Source organism: Streptomyces sp. Q2 (assembly GCF_056820935.1).
On the sequence record NZ_JBXEJE010000012.1, the window covers coordinates 108,960 to 124,112 of the forward strand.

11 protein-coding genes, 1 tRNA gene and 1 pseudogene are annotated in these 15,153 nt (G+C 71.9%); 2 read left to right on the top strand and 11 right to left on the bottom strand.

What is annotated here, in order from left to right; translation table 11 throughout:
* The first annotated feature begins 4 nt into the window (after nt 1-4).
* Nucleotides 5-2,173, top strand: a complete 2,169-nt coding sequence (locus tag ACWBNA_RS15260) for an MMPL family transporter (RefSeq protein ID WP_482704874.1) — start codon at nt 5-7, stop codon at nt 2,171-2,173.
* Here the strand turns inward: ACWBNA_RS15260 and ACWBNA_RS15265 are convergent.
* Nucleotides 2,154-3,581, bottom strand: coding sequence for an RsmB/NOP family class I SAM-dependent RNA methyltransferase (locus ACWBNA_RS15265; protein ID WP_482704875.1), 1,428 nt, complete (start codon nt 3,579-3,581; stop codon nt 2,154-2,156). The genes ACWBNA_RS15260 and ACWBNA_RS15265 overlap by 20 nt on opposite strands.
* Before the next feature lie 62 nt (nt 3,582-3,643).
* Nucleotides 3,644-4,576 carry a methionyl-tRNA formyltransferase gene (fmt, locus tag ACWBNA_RS15270; protein WP_482704876.1) on the bottom strand — a complete coding sequence of 311 codons (933 nt, stop codon included), beginning with the start codon at nt 4,574-4,576 and terminating at the stop codon, nt 3,644-3,646.
* A 258-nt stretch (nt 4,577-4,834) separates the two neighbouring features.
* Here fmt and ACWBNA_RS15275 point away from each other — a divergent pair, with 258 nt between their 5' ends.
* Complete coding sequence (locus ACWBNA_RS15275) at nt 4,835-5,380, top strand: hypothetical protein (RefSeq protein ID WP_482704877.1); 546 nt, start codon at nt 4,835-4,837, stop codon at nt 5,378-5,380.
* An 898-nt stretch (nt 5,381-6,278) separates the two neighbouring features.
* On the opposite strand, the gene ACWBNA_RS15280 is transcribed toward ACWBNA_RS15275, so the two are convergent.
* The 9 genes and pseudogenes from ACWBNA_RS15280 to ACWBNA_RS15320 form a co-directional block, all read right to left on the bottom strand.
* Nucleotides 6,279-8,435, bottom strand: coding sequence for a primosomal protein N' (locus ACWBNA_RS15280; RefSeq protein ID WP_482704878.1), 2,157 nt, complete (start codon nt 8,433-8,435; stop codon nt 6,279-6,281).
* Nucleotides 8,436-8,546: 111 nt separating this feature from the next.
* Nucleotides 8,547-8,679: transfer RNA gene (locus tag ACWBNA_RS15285), tRNA-Ile, on the bottom strand.
* A 184-nt stretch (nt 8,680-8,863) separates the two neighbouring features.
* Entirely contained in the window at nt 8,864-10,072 is a 1,209-nt protein-coding gene (metK, locus tag ACWBNA_RS15290) for a methionine adenosyltransferase (protein WP_383865772.1), read from the bottom strand.
* 238 nt (nt 10,073-10,310) lie between these two features.
* Entirely contained in the window at nt 10,311-11,513 is a 1,203-nt protein-coding gene (coaBC, locus tag ACWBNA_RS15295; RefSeq protein ID WP_482704879.1) for a bifunctional phosphopantothenoylcysteine decarboxylase/phosphopantothenate--cysteine ligase CoaBC, read from the bottom strand.
* Nucleotides 11,514-11,649: 136 nt separating this feature from the next.
* Nucleotides 11,650-11,922, bottom strand: a complete 273-nt coding sequence (gene rpoZ / locus ACWBNA_RS15300; protein WP_003988945.1) for a DNA-directed RNA polymerase subunit omega — start codon at nt 11,920-11,922, stop codon at nt 11,650-11,652.
* A gap of 38 nt (nt 11,923-11,960) precedes the next feature.
* A pseudogene (gene gmk, locus ACWBNA_RS15305) lies at nt 11,961-12,548 on the bottom strand (guanylate kinase); the annotation flags it as partial.
* Nucleotides 12,549-12,578: 30 nt separating this feature from the next.
* Nucleotides 12,579-12,902 carry an integration host factor gene (locus ACWBNA_RS15310; RefSeq protein ID WP_003977346.1) on the bottom strand — a complete coding sequence of 108 codons (324 nt, stop codon included), beginning with the start codon at nt 12,900-12,902 and terminating at the stop codon, nt 12,579-12,581.
* Between the two features lie 276 nt (nt 12,903-13,178).
* Nucleotides 13,179-14,018: an orotidine-5'-phosphate decarboxylase gene (gene pyrF / locus ACWBNA_RS15315; protein ID WP_482704880.1), complete on the bottom strand. Its 840-nt coding sequence runs from the start codon at nt 14,016-14,018 to the stop codon at nt 13,179-13,181.
* Nucleotides 14,015-15,121, bottom strand: coding sequence for a quinone-dependent dihydroorotate dehydrogenase (locus tag ACWBNA_RS15320; RefSeq protein WP_482704881.1), 1,107 nt, complete (start codon nt 15,119-15,121; stop codon nt 14,015-14,017). Before ACWBNA_RS15320 ends, pyrF begins: the two co-directional genes overlap by 4 nt.
* Nucleotides 15,122-15,153 lie beyond the last annotated feature (32 nt).

Consider the following 15,153-nt stretch of genomic DNA (forward strand, 5'->3'; position numbering starts at 1 on the left):
GGCCATGACGGAGATCCAGGGGAACAAGCAGGGGCAGCGGGGCATCGCGCATCTGGTGTGCGGGCGGCGTGCCAAGTGGCTGGTGCTGGTGCTGTGGCTGGTGGTGCTGTTCCTGACGGCACCGTTCGCCCAGAAACTCACCGACGCCCAGGACAACGACGCGGCCTCCTGGCTGCCCGGCTCCGCCGAGTCGACCCAAGTCCTGCAGATCTCGGAGGACTTCAGGCCCGAGCAGATTCCCGCGGTCGTGGTGTACGCCCGCGAGGACGGCCTGACCGCACAGGAGCGGGCGCAGATCACCAAGGACACGGCCGAGCTCAAACAGCTGACCGACCACGGCATCCGCGGTGACGAGACCCGGGGCCCGGTCTACGACCGGCAGACGAACCCGCGCGCCGCCCAGGTCCTGGTGCCGATCACCATGGACGAGAAGGGCTGGGAGCGGATCGGGCCCGCGGTCGACTCGATCCGGGACATCGTCGGCGAGGGCGGCGACGGCCTCGCCGTGCACATCACCGGCCCGGGCGGCACCTCCGCCGACTTCTCCGAGGCCTTCGAGGGCATCGACTCGACGCTGCTGATCTCGGCGATGAGCGTCGTCATCGTGATGCTGCTGCTCACCTACCGCAGCCCCACGCTCATCCTGGTCCCCCTGCTCTCGGTGATCGCCGCGCTGTTCACCGCCCAGGCGCTGATCTACTTCCTGGCGGAACACGCGGGGCTCACGGTCAACGGGCAGAGCGCGGGCATCCTGACCGTGCTGGTGTTCGGCGCGGGGACGGACTATGCCCTGTTGCTGGTCGCCCGCTACCGGGAGGAGCTGCGCCGCCACGAGGACCGCCACGAGGCGATGGCGCTCGCCCTGCACCGCGCGGGCCCGGCGGTCCTCGCCTCCGGCGCGACCGTCGTACTGAGCATGCTGATGCTGCTGGCCGCCGACATGAACTCCACGAGAGGCCTCGGCCCGGTGGCGGCGATCGGCGTCGCGGTCGCCCTGCTGGCGATGATGACGCTGTTCCCGGCACTGCTGGTGATCTTCGGCCGCTGGATCTTCTGGCCGGTGATCCCGCACCTCGGCACACCGAACCCTGCCGACCGGGGCGTGTGGGCCCGTATGGGCGGTCGCATGGCCGTCCGTCCCCGCATGGTCTGGGGCGTCACCGCGGCGGTGCTGGCGATCTGCTCGCTCGGCCTGATCCAGCTGCGCGCCGAGGGCATCAGCAACGCGGACGCCTTCACCGGGAAGCCGGACTCCATCGTCGGCCAGGAGGTCTCGGCGCTCTACTTCCCGGCCGGAAGCGGTGATCCGCTGGTCGTCGTCAGCAACCAGGCGCAGGCTCGGCAGGTCGGCGAGACGGTCGCCGCCACCCGGGGCGTGGTCCCCGAGTCGCTCGGTCTGCCACCGGGCACCAAGCCGTCCTTCGAGGGCAAGGTGCTGTTCGAGGCCACCATGACCGATCCGTCCGACAGCGAGGCCGCGAAACAGACGGTGGAGCGGGTCCGGGACGCCGTGCACGCGGTGCCGGACGCCGACGCCCAGGTGGGCGGCGGTACGGCATCCCTGCTGGACATGGACAAGGCGACCACGCACGACAACAAACTGATCATCCCGCTGGTACTGGTCGTCGTCCTGCTGATCCTGTGCGTGCTGCTGCGCGCGCTGATCGCCCCCCTGCTACTGGTCGGGACGGTGATCCTGTCGTTCACGGCGGCCCTCGGCATCAGCGCGCTCGCCTTCCGGTACCTCTTCGACTACGCGGGCGAAACGACGGACTTCCCGCTGTTCGTGTTCGTCTTCCTGGTCGCCCTGGGCATCGACTACAACATCTTCCTGACCACCCGCATCCGCGAGGAGGCCCTCCATCAGGGCACGCGCAAGGGCGCGCTGACCGGCCTCGCCGCGACCGGCGCGGTCATCACCTCGGCGGGCCTGGTCCTCGCGGGCACCTTCGCCGCCCTCGCCACCCTGCCGATGGTCGCCTTCGCCGAACTCGGCTTCGCGGTGGCCCTGGGCGTGCTCCTTGACACGTTCATCGTGCGGTCGGTGCTGGTCACGTCCCTGTTCCTGGACGTGGGCCCGAAGGTGTGGTGGCCGCACCGGCTGGCCCGGGAGGACGGCGGGCCACCCGCCGCCGAGGCGGTGGCGGCCACAGTCAGCCGGTCCGCCGAATGAGCGCCAGGTACATGGCGTCGGTCCCGTGGCGATGCGGCCACAGCTGTACGTCGGGGCCTTCGCCGAGGTCCGGTACGCCGGGCAGCAGGGGCCGGGCGTCGACGAGTTCGGCCTCCGGGCGCTTCCCCAGCACATCGTCGACGACGGCCCTGGTCTCCGCGAGATGCGGCGAGCAGGTGGCGTAGCCGACGATCCCGCCGACCCGCACGGAGTCGAGCGCGGAGTGCAGCAGTCCGCGCTGCAGCGGCGCGAACCCTTCGAGGTCCTCGGGGCGCCTGCGCCACCGCGCCTCGGGTCGCCGCCGCAGGGCGCCGAGCCCGGTGCACGGCACGTCCATCAGCACCCGGTCGAAGGAGCCCGGCCGCCACGGCGGACGGATCCCGTCGGCGGCGATGACCTGGTAAGGGCCGGGGTTGCCGTCGAGGGCCTTGGCGACGAGCCCGGCCCGTTTCGGCTGCTTCTCGGAGGCGAGCAGGAAGGCCCCGCGCTCGGCGGCGAGAGCGGCGAGCAGCGCGGCCTTGCCGCCGGGCCCGGCGCATCCGTCGAGCCACTTCTCGTCCCGCCCTTCGAGGGGCGCGTGGGCGAGGGCCAGCGCGACGAGCTGGCTGCCCTCGTCCTGCACACCGGCCCGGCCCTCCCGTACGGCCTCGATGGCACCGGGTTCGCCGCCCTCGGCCAGCCGCACGGCGTACGGCGACCAGCGGCCCGCCACCGCGGCCTCCTCCCGGAGCAGCTCGTCGGTGGTGGACCGGCCCGGCCGCGCCACGAGGGTCACCTCGGGCCGCTCGTTGTCGGCCGCCAGCAGTTCCTCGATGCCGGCCCGCCCGCCGCCGAGCGAGTCCCACAGTGCGGAGACGACCCAGCGGGGATGCGAGTGCACGACGGCGAGGTGGTCCTCGGGGTCCTCGTCGTAGGGCGGTGCGACCTTCGCGATCCAGCCGTCGAGGTCGTCCTGCGCGACCTTGCGCAGCACGGCGTTGACGAACTTCGCCCGCCCGTCGCCGAGCACCACCCGGGCGAGTTCGACGGACGAGGACACGGCGGCGTGCGTCGGGATCCGCGTCCCGAGCAGCTGGTGCACGCCGAGACTGAGCACGTCGAGCACCGGCGGGTCGACCTCGCGCAGCGGCCGGTCGATACAGGCTTTGATGACGGCGTCGTACGTCCCCTGCCGGCGCAGCGTCCCGTACACCAGCTCGGTCGCCAGCGCCGCGTCCCGCCCGTCGAACTTGTCGGGTCCCTCCTTCTCCCGCGCCTTCCGCAGCAGCGGCGGCAGGACGAGGTTGGCGTACGCGTCCCGCTCGTCCACGGCTCGCAGCGCCTCGAAGGCGAGGAAGCGGACGGGGTCCTTCTGCGGCCGACGGTAGGGCTTGCCGGCGGGGCGGGGCCGACGGGGCTGGTCACTCACGAAAAAGGTGCTCCGGGTTCAGAGGGGGATACCCGCCAAGGGTAAGTCCGTGGCCCCCCGTTTCACGCGCCGAGGGTCTCGCCGTCACCGATGCGCACCCCGCGCGCCCAGTCGGCGGCCTTCATCGGCTTCTTGCCCTGAGCCTGCACCCACAACAGCTCGACGGCGTACGAGCCCGTGCCGACGTGGACGTCGTTCTTGCCCACGGAGAGCACGCCGACGGCCAGGTCGGTCCGCTCGGGCACGGGCCGCGCCTGAATGAGCTTGAGGCGCTCGCCCCGGAAGACGGTCCAGGCGCCGGGCGCCGGAGTGCACCCGCGCACCACCCGGTCCACCCGCAGCGCCGGGGTAGCCCAGTCCACCTTGGCGTCCTCGACGGTGATCTTCGGGGCGAGGGTGATGCCCTCGGGGGGTTGCGGTACAGCCTTCAGCGTGCCGTCCGCGATCCCGTCCATGGTCGCGGCGAGCAGCCCGGAGCCCGCGAAGGCGAGCCGGGTCAGCAGGTCACCGCTGGTGTCGGTGGGCCGGATCTCCTCGGTGACCGTGCCGTAGACGGGCCCGGAGTCGAGCCCTTCCTCGATCAGGAAGGTCGAGGCTCCGGTGATCTCGTCCCCCGCCATGATCGCGTGCTGCACGGGCGCGGCCCCGCGCCAGGCGGGCAGCAGCGAGAAGTGCAGGTTGACCCAGCCGTGGGCGGGGATGTCGAGGGCCACCCTGGGAAGGAGCGCGCCGTAGGCGACGACGGGACAGCAGTCCGGTGCGATCTCCCCGAGCCGCTCCAGAAATTCCGGATCCCGCGGCCTGACCGGCTTCAGCACCTCGATCCCGGCCTCCTCGGCCCGCTGGGCGACGGGAGAGGCGACCAGCCTCCGCCCACGTCCGGCCGGCGCGTCGGGCCGCGTGACGACGGCGGCCACCTCGTGCCGCCCGGAGGCGAGCAGAGCGTCCAGAGCGGGAACGGCGACCTCGGGGGTACCGGCGAAGACGAGCTTCATGGGTGGGTTCGGGCCTCTCGGGCGGGGGTGGGACGGGCAACTCCCAAGTCTATGACCACGTATGGAACAGCGGCGGGAGACCAATCCCGGGCCGACGGCCGAGGCGCAATCACCCCTCCAGGGGCGTACGCATATGCCCATACGCCCCCGGAGCGTGACCAGCGGAGCGTAGACGCGTTGGTCAAGAGAGAGTTGACCAACGCGGGCCGCACATCGCGCGGCCCGATCCTTTTCATCGCCGGTTCGAGAGGCTTGTTCATGGCCGACCACGCAACCCACGACGCCCAGGCTCGGGCCAGCCTGCACTTGCTGGTGCGGGACATCGAGCGGGTCCGCCGGCAGGTGGACGCACTGCGCACGCTCACCGCCCAGCTGGGCAACGTCTACCGCCCGCGCCGCTCCGGCCCGTCCACGGGCTTCGTCGTCTACGGACGCGCCCCCGCCCCCACGGTCCGGCTCGCCCAGGAACTCCGGGACAGTGTCGAGACCCTGGTCACGGCCGCCGTGGACTTCGACCGCTCACTCGGCTTCTCGTGGGACGCGGTGGGTTCCGCCCTCGGAGTCACCAAGCAGGCGGTGCACCGCCGTTACGGCGCCCGCCGCGCCACGGCCCAGACGACGACCGAGCCCGAGCGGACCACGGACCCCGTGCCTTCCCGCACGGTCAACGTGGGCTCCGGTATCACCACCGTGCCCACGGTCCCCGCCGCACGCTCGATGCCGACCCAGCCGACGGCAGGCAGCCCGTCCCTTCGCGACGAGGCCAGGCCGACGACCGCCTTCCCCGCCCCCCGCAACGGCTGACCGACCCCTTCCCTGCCCTCCCGGCGCATCCGGGAGGGCAGCCGCATGTCACGACCCCACCGCTCGGTCCGCGTCCGGCCGCATCCCCCATTCCGGCACCCAGGGCAACCGACGCCCCGGCCGAGACCGTGCCACCGTGCCGAGTCACCGACAACCCCGGCCAGCCCGTGCCGCCTTGCCAAGGCCTCCGACACACTCGGCGGGGCCTGTCGCTGGGGCGAGGCCCCCACCTCCCGGCCAGCCCGTGCCGCCTGGCCAAGGCCTCCGACACACGCGGCGGGGCCTGTCGCTGGGGCGCGGCCCCCACCTCCCGGCCAGCCCGTGCCACCGTGTCGAGACCGCCGACGCCCCCGGGGCCAGCCCGTACCGCCGTGCCAAGGTCACCGACACACCCGGCGAGGCCTGTCGCCGGGACTCCCCCGGCAGCCCATACCGCCCGGCCAAGACCACCAACGCCCCCCAGCGAAGCCCGTTTCACCGGGGGCGACGCCACCAACTCCCCCGGCAGCCCATACCGCCCTGTCGACCACCAACGCCCCGGCGAAGCCCGTATCACCGTGTCGCGGCACCGACTCCCCGGCAGTCCGTACCACGGTGTCGAGACCACCGCCCCCAGCAAGGCCGTATCACCGCGGGAAAGGCACCGACACGCCCGGCCAGCTCGTACCACCGTGCCAAGGCCACCGACACACCCGGCGAGGCCGTATCACCGTCCCGAGGCCCCGACACCCCCGGCCAGCCTGTACCACCGTGCCAAGACCACCGACGCCCCCCCGGCGAAGCCTGTATCAGCGTGGCAAGCCCACCAAGACCCCCGACCAGGCCTCGTACTCCCCTGCCCAGACCGCCAACACCCCGGCCAGGCCCGTACCTCGGCGGGCCGCCTTCGCCCATCGCCTCAGCCGATGTCGGGCGGATCGATCCGTACCCGGACCGCCCCGGTCTCCGCGCCGCCACGCGCCATTCGCGCCGCCTGCGCGGCCTTCAGGGCGGACGCCAGCGCCGCCCCCGTCCCCGGCGGCACGCGGATGAGTGCCCGCTCCCAGTGCTCCCCGAGCGGCGGCGCCCCCGCGCGGCGCGGGCGCCCGGCGGTGGTGACGGGCACCGGCACGGGCCCCAACACCTCGGCCTCGGAAGGCAGCTCCACCGCCCCGAGGAACTCGGCGAGCGCCTCCGTCGGCGCCGACACCGCAGCCATCCGCGACACCGGGGGAAATCCCAGCTCGGCCCGCTCGGAGAGCTCCCGCACCGCGTGGCCGACGGGGTCCCATCGCACGAGGGCCTGCACGGGCCGCAGCGTGGGCTCGGCGACGATCACGACCGTGCCCCCGGCACCCTGCGGGCGTACCAGCGCCGCCGCCCCGATCCACCGCCGCAACGCGTCCTCACCGGCGCGCAGATCGGGGCGCCCGAGCATGGCCCATCCGTCCAGCAGCAACGCGGCCGCGTACCCGCCCTCGGCGACGGGTTCGGCCCCCGGCGTGCTCACCACCAGCGCGGGCGCCGACGCCACGGTGTCCAGCACCTGCTCGCGCCCGGAGGTCCGCACCGGCACGGCCGGAAACGCCCGCCCCAGCTCCTCCGCGGTCCGTCGCGCCCCCACGACCTGCGCCCGCAGCCGGAACGCACCGCACTCAGGACAGTGCCAGGCGCCCTCGTCGCGCCCGCACCACCCGCACCGCAGCGCGGCCCCGGACTCCTGCGCCTCCAAAGGTCCGGCGCACTGCCGACAGCGCGCGGGCGCCCGGCAGTTGGCGCACGCCATCCGCGGTACGTAACCCCGCCTGGGCACCTGGACGAGCACCGGCCCGTGCCGCAGCCCCTCCCTGACGACCTGCCAGGCGAGGGTGGGCAGCCGGGCGGCCCGGGCGGCCTCGTCCCGCGCGAGATCGCCGTCACCGACGGTCCGCACGAGCGGAGCGGCGCCCCGCACCTGTTCCCGCCCCGCGACGAGCGGCCGGGCCCACCCGCTCTCCACGAGCTGTGCCGCCTCGACGGTGCAGCTCCAACTGCCCAGCAGAAAGGCGCACTTGTCCAGCGCGGCGCGCAGCAGCAGGACCTCTCGGGCATGGGGCTGGGGTGCGTGCTGCTCGCTGTGGCTGTCGTCGCCGTCCTCCCAGATGGCGACCAGCCCGAGATCCTGGACGGGGGCGAACATGGCGGCCCGCGTCCCGATGACCGCCCGTACGGAACCCCGCCGCACGGCCAGCCACTCCCGATACCGCTTCTCGGGCCCGGCGTCGGCGGTGAGCACGGCATGGCGCCCCTCCCCCAGCAACGCCGTCAGCGCGGCGTCGGCCCGCGCGACCGCCCGCCCGTCCGGCAGCACCACCAGCGCGCCGCGCCCGGAGGCGAGCGTCGCCGCCACGGCCCGCGCCAGCTCCTCGCTCCACTGCGGCCCGGCCAACGCGTTCCACACGGCCCGCGGCGTACCCCCCGAGGCCAGGGCCTCCACGAACGCGGCGCCGTGCTCGTACCGCTCCCAGGAGCCCACCTCGGGCGCACTCGGCGGCGGCAGCGGCGCGGGCGACGGCCGTTGCTCGGCCCTCGCACTGCGCGGCGGCACCGCGAGCTGCAGCACGTCGGCAAGGCTTCCGGCGTACCGATCGGCGACCGCCCGCGCCAGTCCCAACAGTTCCTCGCCGAGCACCGGCTCCGGCGACACGACCTGGGCCAGCGCGGCGAGCGGCCCGGAGTAGTCGGACTCGGCCAGCCGCTCGACGAGAAATCCGTCGATCAGTCCGCCGCCCTCACGCCGCCCGTCCCGCACCCGATGCCGCCCCGCCCCGAACCGCACGCGCACCCGCACCCCGGGCTGCGCGTCGGCGTCCAGCTCCTCGGGCACCGCGTAGTCGAAGTACCGGTCGAGGTGCAGCACGCCCTTGTCCACCAGCACCCGGGCGACGGGCAGCTCCGTGGCCAGCGCGGCCCCGCGCCAGGTCCGCGGCTTGGCCCGGGGCGTCTTCGCCTGCCGCACGCTGTCCCGAATGAGCGCAAGCTGCTCGGGCGGCGCCCCCTCGGCCCCGCCGTCCACCGACCCGTTCTCGCTGCTCACACTTGCATTTTTACCAAACGCCACTGACAACCGACGGCGCCCGAGGTCTCCCGCGGTGACGGCGCGCACTCTGCCTTGGACCACTCGGCCACACCACCGAGGACCTGCCTCGGCCGGCGGCGGGATTCGAACCCGCGGGGGCTCGCGAGCCCGAAGTATCCGTCACCTTCGCACCGGACGCCCCGGCGTCGAACCTCCCGAGATCACAAGTGGCAGCGGTACGCCAAGCTCGGCTTCACCGCGCGCCCCTGGGCGCACTCCACAGAAGTACCCGCGACCATCGCACCGGGAGATCACCACCCTACGAATCCACGAGCCGGATCCGCCAGCCATTTGGACCCGCCCGAACGCGTTCGAGGCCCGACTCCCCACCGGGAGCCGAGCCTCGAACGGAGCAGGTTGCCCTACAGCCCTACAGAACTACGGCACTACAGCCCCGCGGCCTTCCGCAGCGCGTCCACGCGGTCCGTCTTCTCCCACGTGAACTCGGGCAGTTCGCGGCCGAAGTGGCCGTACGCCGCCGTGCGGGCGTAGATCGGGCGGAGCAGGTCGAGGTCGCGGATGATGGCGGCCGGGCGGAGGTCGAAGACCTCGTCGATGGCCTTCTCGATCCGGTCGGTGTCGACCTTGGCGGTGCCGAAGGTCTCCACGAACAGGCCGACCGGCTCGGCCTTGCCGATCGCGTAGGCGACCTGGACCTCGCAGCGGGTGGCGAGGCCCGCGGCGACCACGTTCTTGGCGACCCAGCGCATCGCGTACGCCGCCGAACGGTCCACCTTGGACGGGTCCTTGCCGGAGAACGCGCCACCGCCGTGACGGGCCATGCCGCCGTACGTGTCGATGATGATCTTGCGGCCGGTCAGGCCGGCGTCGCCCATCGGGCCGCCGATCTCGAAGCGGCCGGTCGGGTTCACCAGGAGACGGTAGTTCTCGGTTTCCAGCTTGATGCCGTCGTCCAGCAGCGCCTTCAGCTCCGGCTCCACGACGAACTCGCGGATGTCGGGGGCGAGCAGCGACTCCAGGTCGATGTCCGACGCGTGCTGCGAGGAGACCACGACCGTGTCGAGGCGGACGGCCTTGTCGCCGTCGTACTCGATGGTGACCTGCGTCTTGCCGTCCGGGCGCAGGTAGGGGATGGTCCCGTTCTTGCGGACCTCGGACAGGCGGTTGGAGAGGCGGTGCGCCAGGAAGATCGGCAGCGGCATCAGGGTCGGCGTCTCGTCGCACGCGTAACCGAACATCAGGCCCTGGTCACCCGCGCCCTGGCGGTCCAGCTCGTCCTCGTCGCCCTCGACCCGGGACTCGTAGGCGGTGTCGACGCCCTGCGCGATGTCCGGGGACTGCGCGCCGATCGACACCGAGACACCGCAGGAGGCGCCGTCGAAGCCCTTCTTCGAGGAGTCGTAGCCGATCTCCAGGATCTTGTCGCGAACCAGCTGGGCGATCGGCGCGTACGCCTTGGTCGTTACCTCTCCGGCCACGTGCACCAGGCCGGTCGTGATCAGCGTCTCGACGGCGACCCGAGAGGTCGGGTCCTCCTTCAGGAGCGCGTCGAGAATGGTGTCGCTGATCTGGTCAGCGATCTTGTCGGGGTGACCCTCGGTCACGGACTCCGAGGTGAACAGGCGACGGGACACAACGCTCCCTGGGGTTGCAGCGGCTGCTGGCTGATCATTGGCGGACGGCCGGGGGCTGCGCCCGGCGTCGTCCGAGAACAGTTTATCGGTCGTGCTCGGCCACCGGCCTCCCTGTCTCGCCTCTCGGGAGGGCTGTGACCTGCGGCACGGGCATTCTGCCCAATTGCGAGCGGGCTTGGCCAGGGGCGCCACGCCCCAATCTGCGGCGCGTGAGCGATCCTGGCGCCGAAGGAAACGTTCAGCCCAGGCGTTCGGCCACCAGATCCCACACGGTTTCGGCCAGGGCTTCCTTCGGGCCGTGCGGGATGGGGGTCTCGCTGCCGTCGGCGCCCAGCACGAGGGCCTCGTTCTCCTCGGAGCCGAAGGTCTTGCGCTCACCCACCTCGTTCACGACGAGGAGGTCACAGCCCTTGCGCCGCAGTTTGGTACGGCCGTTGGCCAGCACGTCGTCCGTCTCGGCGGCGAAGCCGACGACCACCTGGCCGGGGCGGGCGCGGTCGGCGGAGATCTCCGCGAGGATGTCCGGATTCCGTATGAGCACGATGGGGTCGGGGTCCTGGCCGTCCTTCTTCTTGATCTTTCCGGCCGCGTACGTCTGCGGCCGGAAGTCCGCCACCGCGGCGGCCATGACGACCGCGTCGGCGTCCGCAGCGGCCTTCAGCACCGCCTCGCGCAGTTGTACGGCCGTCCCGACCGGAACGACGTCCACGCCGGCCGGGTCGGGCAGGCCGGTGTTCGCCGCGATCAGGGTGACCCGGGCGCCCCGCGCGGCGGCGGTGCGGGCGAGGGCGTAGCCCTGCTTGCCGGAGGAGCGGTTGCCGAGGAACCGGACCGGGTCGAGCGGTTCGCGGGTACCGCCGGCGCTGACGACGACGTGCCGGCCCGTGAGGTCGGGCTCGGTGACGCCGCGGGCCAGGACACGGCGGCAGACCTCGAAGATCTCGGCGGGATCGGGCAGCCGGCCCTTGCCCGTGTCGACGCCGGTGAGGCGGCCCACGGCCGGTTCGACGACCACGGCGCCCCGGCGGCGCAGCGTCGCCACGTTCTCCTGGGTGGCCGGGTGTTCCCACATCTCGGTGTGCATCGCGGGCGCGAAGACGACCGGGCAGCGGGCGGTGAGCAGGGTGTTGGTCAGGAGGTCGTCGGCGAGACCGTGGGCGGCCTTGGCGAGCATGTCCGCGGTGGCGGGGGCGACGACCACCAGGTCGGCGTGCTGACCGATGCGGACGTGCGGCACCTCGTGGACGTCGTCCCAGACCTCGGTCGAGACCGGGTTGCCGGAGAGCGCGGACCAGGTGGCGGCGCCGACGAAGTGCAGGGCGGAGGCGGTGGGGACGACCCGGACGTCATGGCCCGACTCCGTCAGTCTGCGCAGCAGCTCACAGGCCTTGTACGCGGCGATGCCGCCACTGACGCCCAGGACGACCTTCGGTTTGTCCACCGTCTCTCCCCGACCTCGGAAACCGTATGCCCCCATGCTGCACCACCGCGGGGAGCGACCCCGCACCCCGAGCAGACCACAGGCCCGGCAGTCGCGCTGCCGGGCCTGTGGAAAAGCTCACCGCAAGCTGAAAGTACTACTGCGCCGGGCCCTCTACAGCCTCGGACGTCAGCAGACCCGCGTTGATCTCGCGCAGGGCGATCGACAGCGGCTTCTCGTGGACGTGGGTGTCAACGAGCGGACCGACGTACTCGAGGAGGCCCTCGCCGAGCTGCGAGTAGTACGCGTTGATCTGGCGGGCCCGCTTGGCCGCGTAGATGACGAGGCTGTACTTCGAGTCCGTGGCCTCGAGAAGCTCGTCGATCGGCGGGTTGATGATGCCCTCGGGCGCGGAGATGGAAGAGGACACGCTCTACCTTCCGATGGATGGGAAAAGATCAGTCATGATCACACAACTTCCATCAAGGCTAGCAGCTCGCGTGCTACATCCTCGACGGAGGTGTTGACCAGGGTCACGTCGAACTCCGGCTCGGCCGCCAGTTCGATCTTCGCCGCCTCCAGGCGGCGCTCGATCACCTCGGGCGGCTCGGTGCCTCGACCGGTGAGTCTGCGCACCAGCTCCTCCCAGGAGGGCGGAGCCAGGAACACCAGCTGGGCGTCCTTCATGGACTCGCGGACCTGCCGGGCGCCCTGGAGGTCGATCTCCAGGAGCACGGGCTCACCCGCCTCCAGGCGCTCCAGCACGGCCGCACGCGGCGTGCCGTAGCGGTTGCCGGCGAACTCGGCCCACTCCAGCAGCTCACCGTTGGCGATCAGCTTGTCCATCTCCTCGTCGGTGACGAAGAAGTACTGGACTCCGTGCTTCTCGCCGGGGCGGGGCTTGCGGGTCGTCGCCGACACCGAGAGCCAGACCTCGGGGTGTTCCTTGCGCATATGAGCGACGACCGTGCTCTTGCCGACCCCGGAGGGGCCGGAGAGCACGGTCAGCCGCGGACGTTCACTCATGCAGCGATTATTCCAGCAATCCCGGAGTGCCCGGGACTCCCTTCCCGGAGTGACCCGGGTTCAGGAGCCGGTACTGCCGAACTCACGCTCCAGGGAGGCGATCTGGTTGGAACCGAGGCCGCGCACGCGGCGGCTCTCGGAGATGCCGAGTCGCTCCATGATCTGCTTGGCGCGGACCTTGCCCACGCCTGGCAGGGACTCGAGCAGCGCGGAGACCTTCATCTTGCCGATGACGTCGTTCTCCTGGCCCTGCTTGATGACCTCGTGCAGGGAGGCGCCGGAGTGCTTGAGTCGATTCTTGACCTCGGCCCGCTCCCGGCGAGCCGCGGCGGCCTTTTCGAGCGCGGCTGCGCGCTGTTCAGGGGTAAGGGGCGGAAGAGCCACGCCTACGTCACCTCGGATGTCGAACTGTCGGATACGGACCGGTGAGGAACCTAGTCGCCCCACACCAGGGGAGCTACGAGCAACACGCTTGCCCGTTCGCTCTCGTCGGAGACTAGCGGCCAAGTGCGCCAGAGTCAGCGAGAACAGCGGAAAAGTCCTGGTCAGCCTCCGCCAGGTCGGACATTTCAGACATACTGCCCAGGATTTGAGGATGTATTCAGACTCAAGTCGGCTCCGGACCACTCATCGGAGGACTCGAGCACCGAGGCGAAGGCCTCAGGCGGCCGCCACCGCGGCCCGGATCTCCTCCGCGAAGCGACCCGCGGCGTCACGCAGTGCGACGACGTCGGGACCGTGCCGCAACACACCCCGGCTGACGTTCGGCACGACGTTGCGCACGGCCGCACCGAAAACGCCCGGGAGATCGGCCGGAGTGGCCCCCTGGGCGCCGATCCCGGGCGCCAGGAGCGGCCCGTTGATGTCCAGGTCGTACGACGACAGGTCGCCCAGCGTGGCGCCCACGACGGCCCCGAAGGAGCCCAGGGGCGTCTCCCCCGCGTTCTCGGCGGCCAGGTGGGCCAGCATCGTCGCTCCGACGTCACGGCCGTCCGCACGGACCGCGTGCTGGACCTCGCCGCCCTCCGGGTTCGACGTCAGGGCGAGCACGAACAGGCCGGTGCCGGTCTCCCGCGCCAGTTCCACGGCCGGCCCGAGCGAGCCGTAGCCGAGATACGGCGAGACGGTCAGCGCGTCGGAGAAGAGCGGGGCGTCCTTGTGGAGGAAGGACTCGGCGTACGCGGCCATGGTCGAGCCGATGTCGCCGCGCTTGGCGTCCATCACGACCAGCGCGCCCGCCTGTCGCGCCTCGGCGACCGACTTCTCCAGGACGGCGACGCCACGCGAGCCGAAACGCTCGAAGAAGGCGCTCTGCGGCTTGAGGACGGCGACCCGGTCGGCCATCGCCTCGACGACCGTACGGCTGAACCGCTCCAGGCCGGTCACGTCGTCGTTGAGGCCCCACTCGGCGAGCAGGGCGGCGTGCGGGTCGATGCCGACGCACAAAGGGCCGCGCTCGTCCATGGCGCGGCGCAGCCGGGCTCCGAAGGGCTCGATCATGCCGTCTTCCTCACGTCGGCGCCGACCGCGTCGGCGAGGGTCGCGTAGGGGCTCGTGCGCAGACGCGCGGCGAGTCCCTTGTGGATGGCGCGGCCCCAGAAGGGCCCCTCGTAGATGAAGGCGCTGTATCCCTGCACCAGCGTGGCGCCCGCCAGGATGCGCTGCCAGGCGTCCTCGGCGTTCTCGATGCCGCCGACGCCCACCAGGGTGATCCGGTCGCCCACGCGCGCGTAGAGGCGACGCAGCACCTCCAGGGAGCGGGCCTTCAGGGGCGCTCCGGACAGGCCCCCGGTCTCCTTCACCAGGCCGGGCTCGGACCTCAGGCCGAGGCCCTCGCGCGCGATGGTGGTGTTGGTGGCGATGATCCCGTCCAGGCCGAGCTCGACGGCCAGGTCGGCGACCGCGTCGACGTCCGCGTCGGCGAGGTCCGGCGCGATCTTCACCAGGAGCGGGACGCGGCGCGAGGTGACCCTGCGGTCGGCGGCCTCGCGCACGGCGCTCAGCAGGGGCCGCAGCGCCTCGGTGGCCTGCAGGTTGCGCAGCCCGGGCGTGTTCGGCGACGACACGTTCACGACCAGGTAGTCGGCGTACGGCGCCAGCCGCTCGGTCGACTTCACGTAGTCCGCGACGGCCTCCTCCTCCGGGACGACCTTGGTCTTGCCGATGTTGACGCCGACGACCGTCCTGAAGACGGGCGTGCGGGAGGCCAGACGGGCGGCTACGACCAGGGAGCCCTCGTTGTTGAAGCCCATGCGGTTGATCAGCGCGCGGTCCTTCACGAGCCGGAACAGCCGCTTCTTGGGGTTGCCGGGCTGCGCCTCCCCCGTGACCGTGCCGATCTCGATGTGGTCGAAGCCGAGCATCGACATGCCGTCGATGGCGACGGCGTTCTTGTCGAAGCCGGCGGCGAGCCCGAAGGGGCCGTGCATCCGCAGCCCGAAGGCCTCCGTGCGCAACTCCTTGTGGCGGGGCGCGAGGGCGGCGGCGACGAACGTCCGCAGGACGGGGATCCGGACGGCGAGCCGGATCCAGCGGAAAGCCAGGTAATGGGCCTTCTCCGGGTCCATCCGTGTGAAAACCAGACGGAAGAAGAGCTTGTACATCGCGAGAGTCCTCTGAGGTCCTCATGAAGAGG

Excerpts from the sequence above, each read along its gene's own strand:
- ACWBNA_RS15260 (WP_482704874.1), top strand. The coding sequence starts at position 5 with ATGACGGAGATCCAGGGGAACAAGCAGGGGCAGCGGGGCATCGCGCAT.
- fmt (WP_482704876.1), bottom strand. The coding sequence starts at position 4,576 with ATGAAGCTCGTCTTCGCCGGTACCCCCGAGGTCGCCGTTCCCGCTCTG.
- ACWBNA_RS15275 (WP_482704877.1), top strand. The coding sequence starts at position 4,835 with ATGGCCGACCACGCAACCCACGACGCCCAGGCTCGGGCCAGCCTGCAC.
- pyrF (WP_482704880.1), bottom strand. The coding sequence starts at position 14,018 with ATGATCGAGCCCTTCGGAGCCCGGCTGCGCCGCGCCATGGACGAGCGC.
- ACWBNA_RS15320 (WP_482704881.1), bottom strand. The coding sequence starts at position 15,121 with ATGTACAAGCTCTTCTTCCGTCTGGTTTTCACACGGATGGACCCGGAG.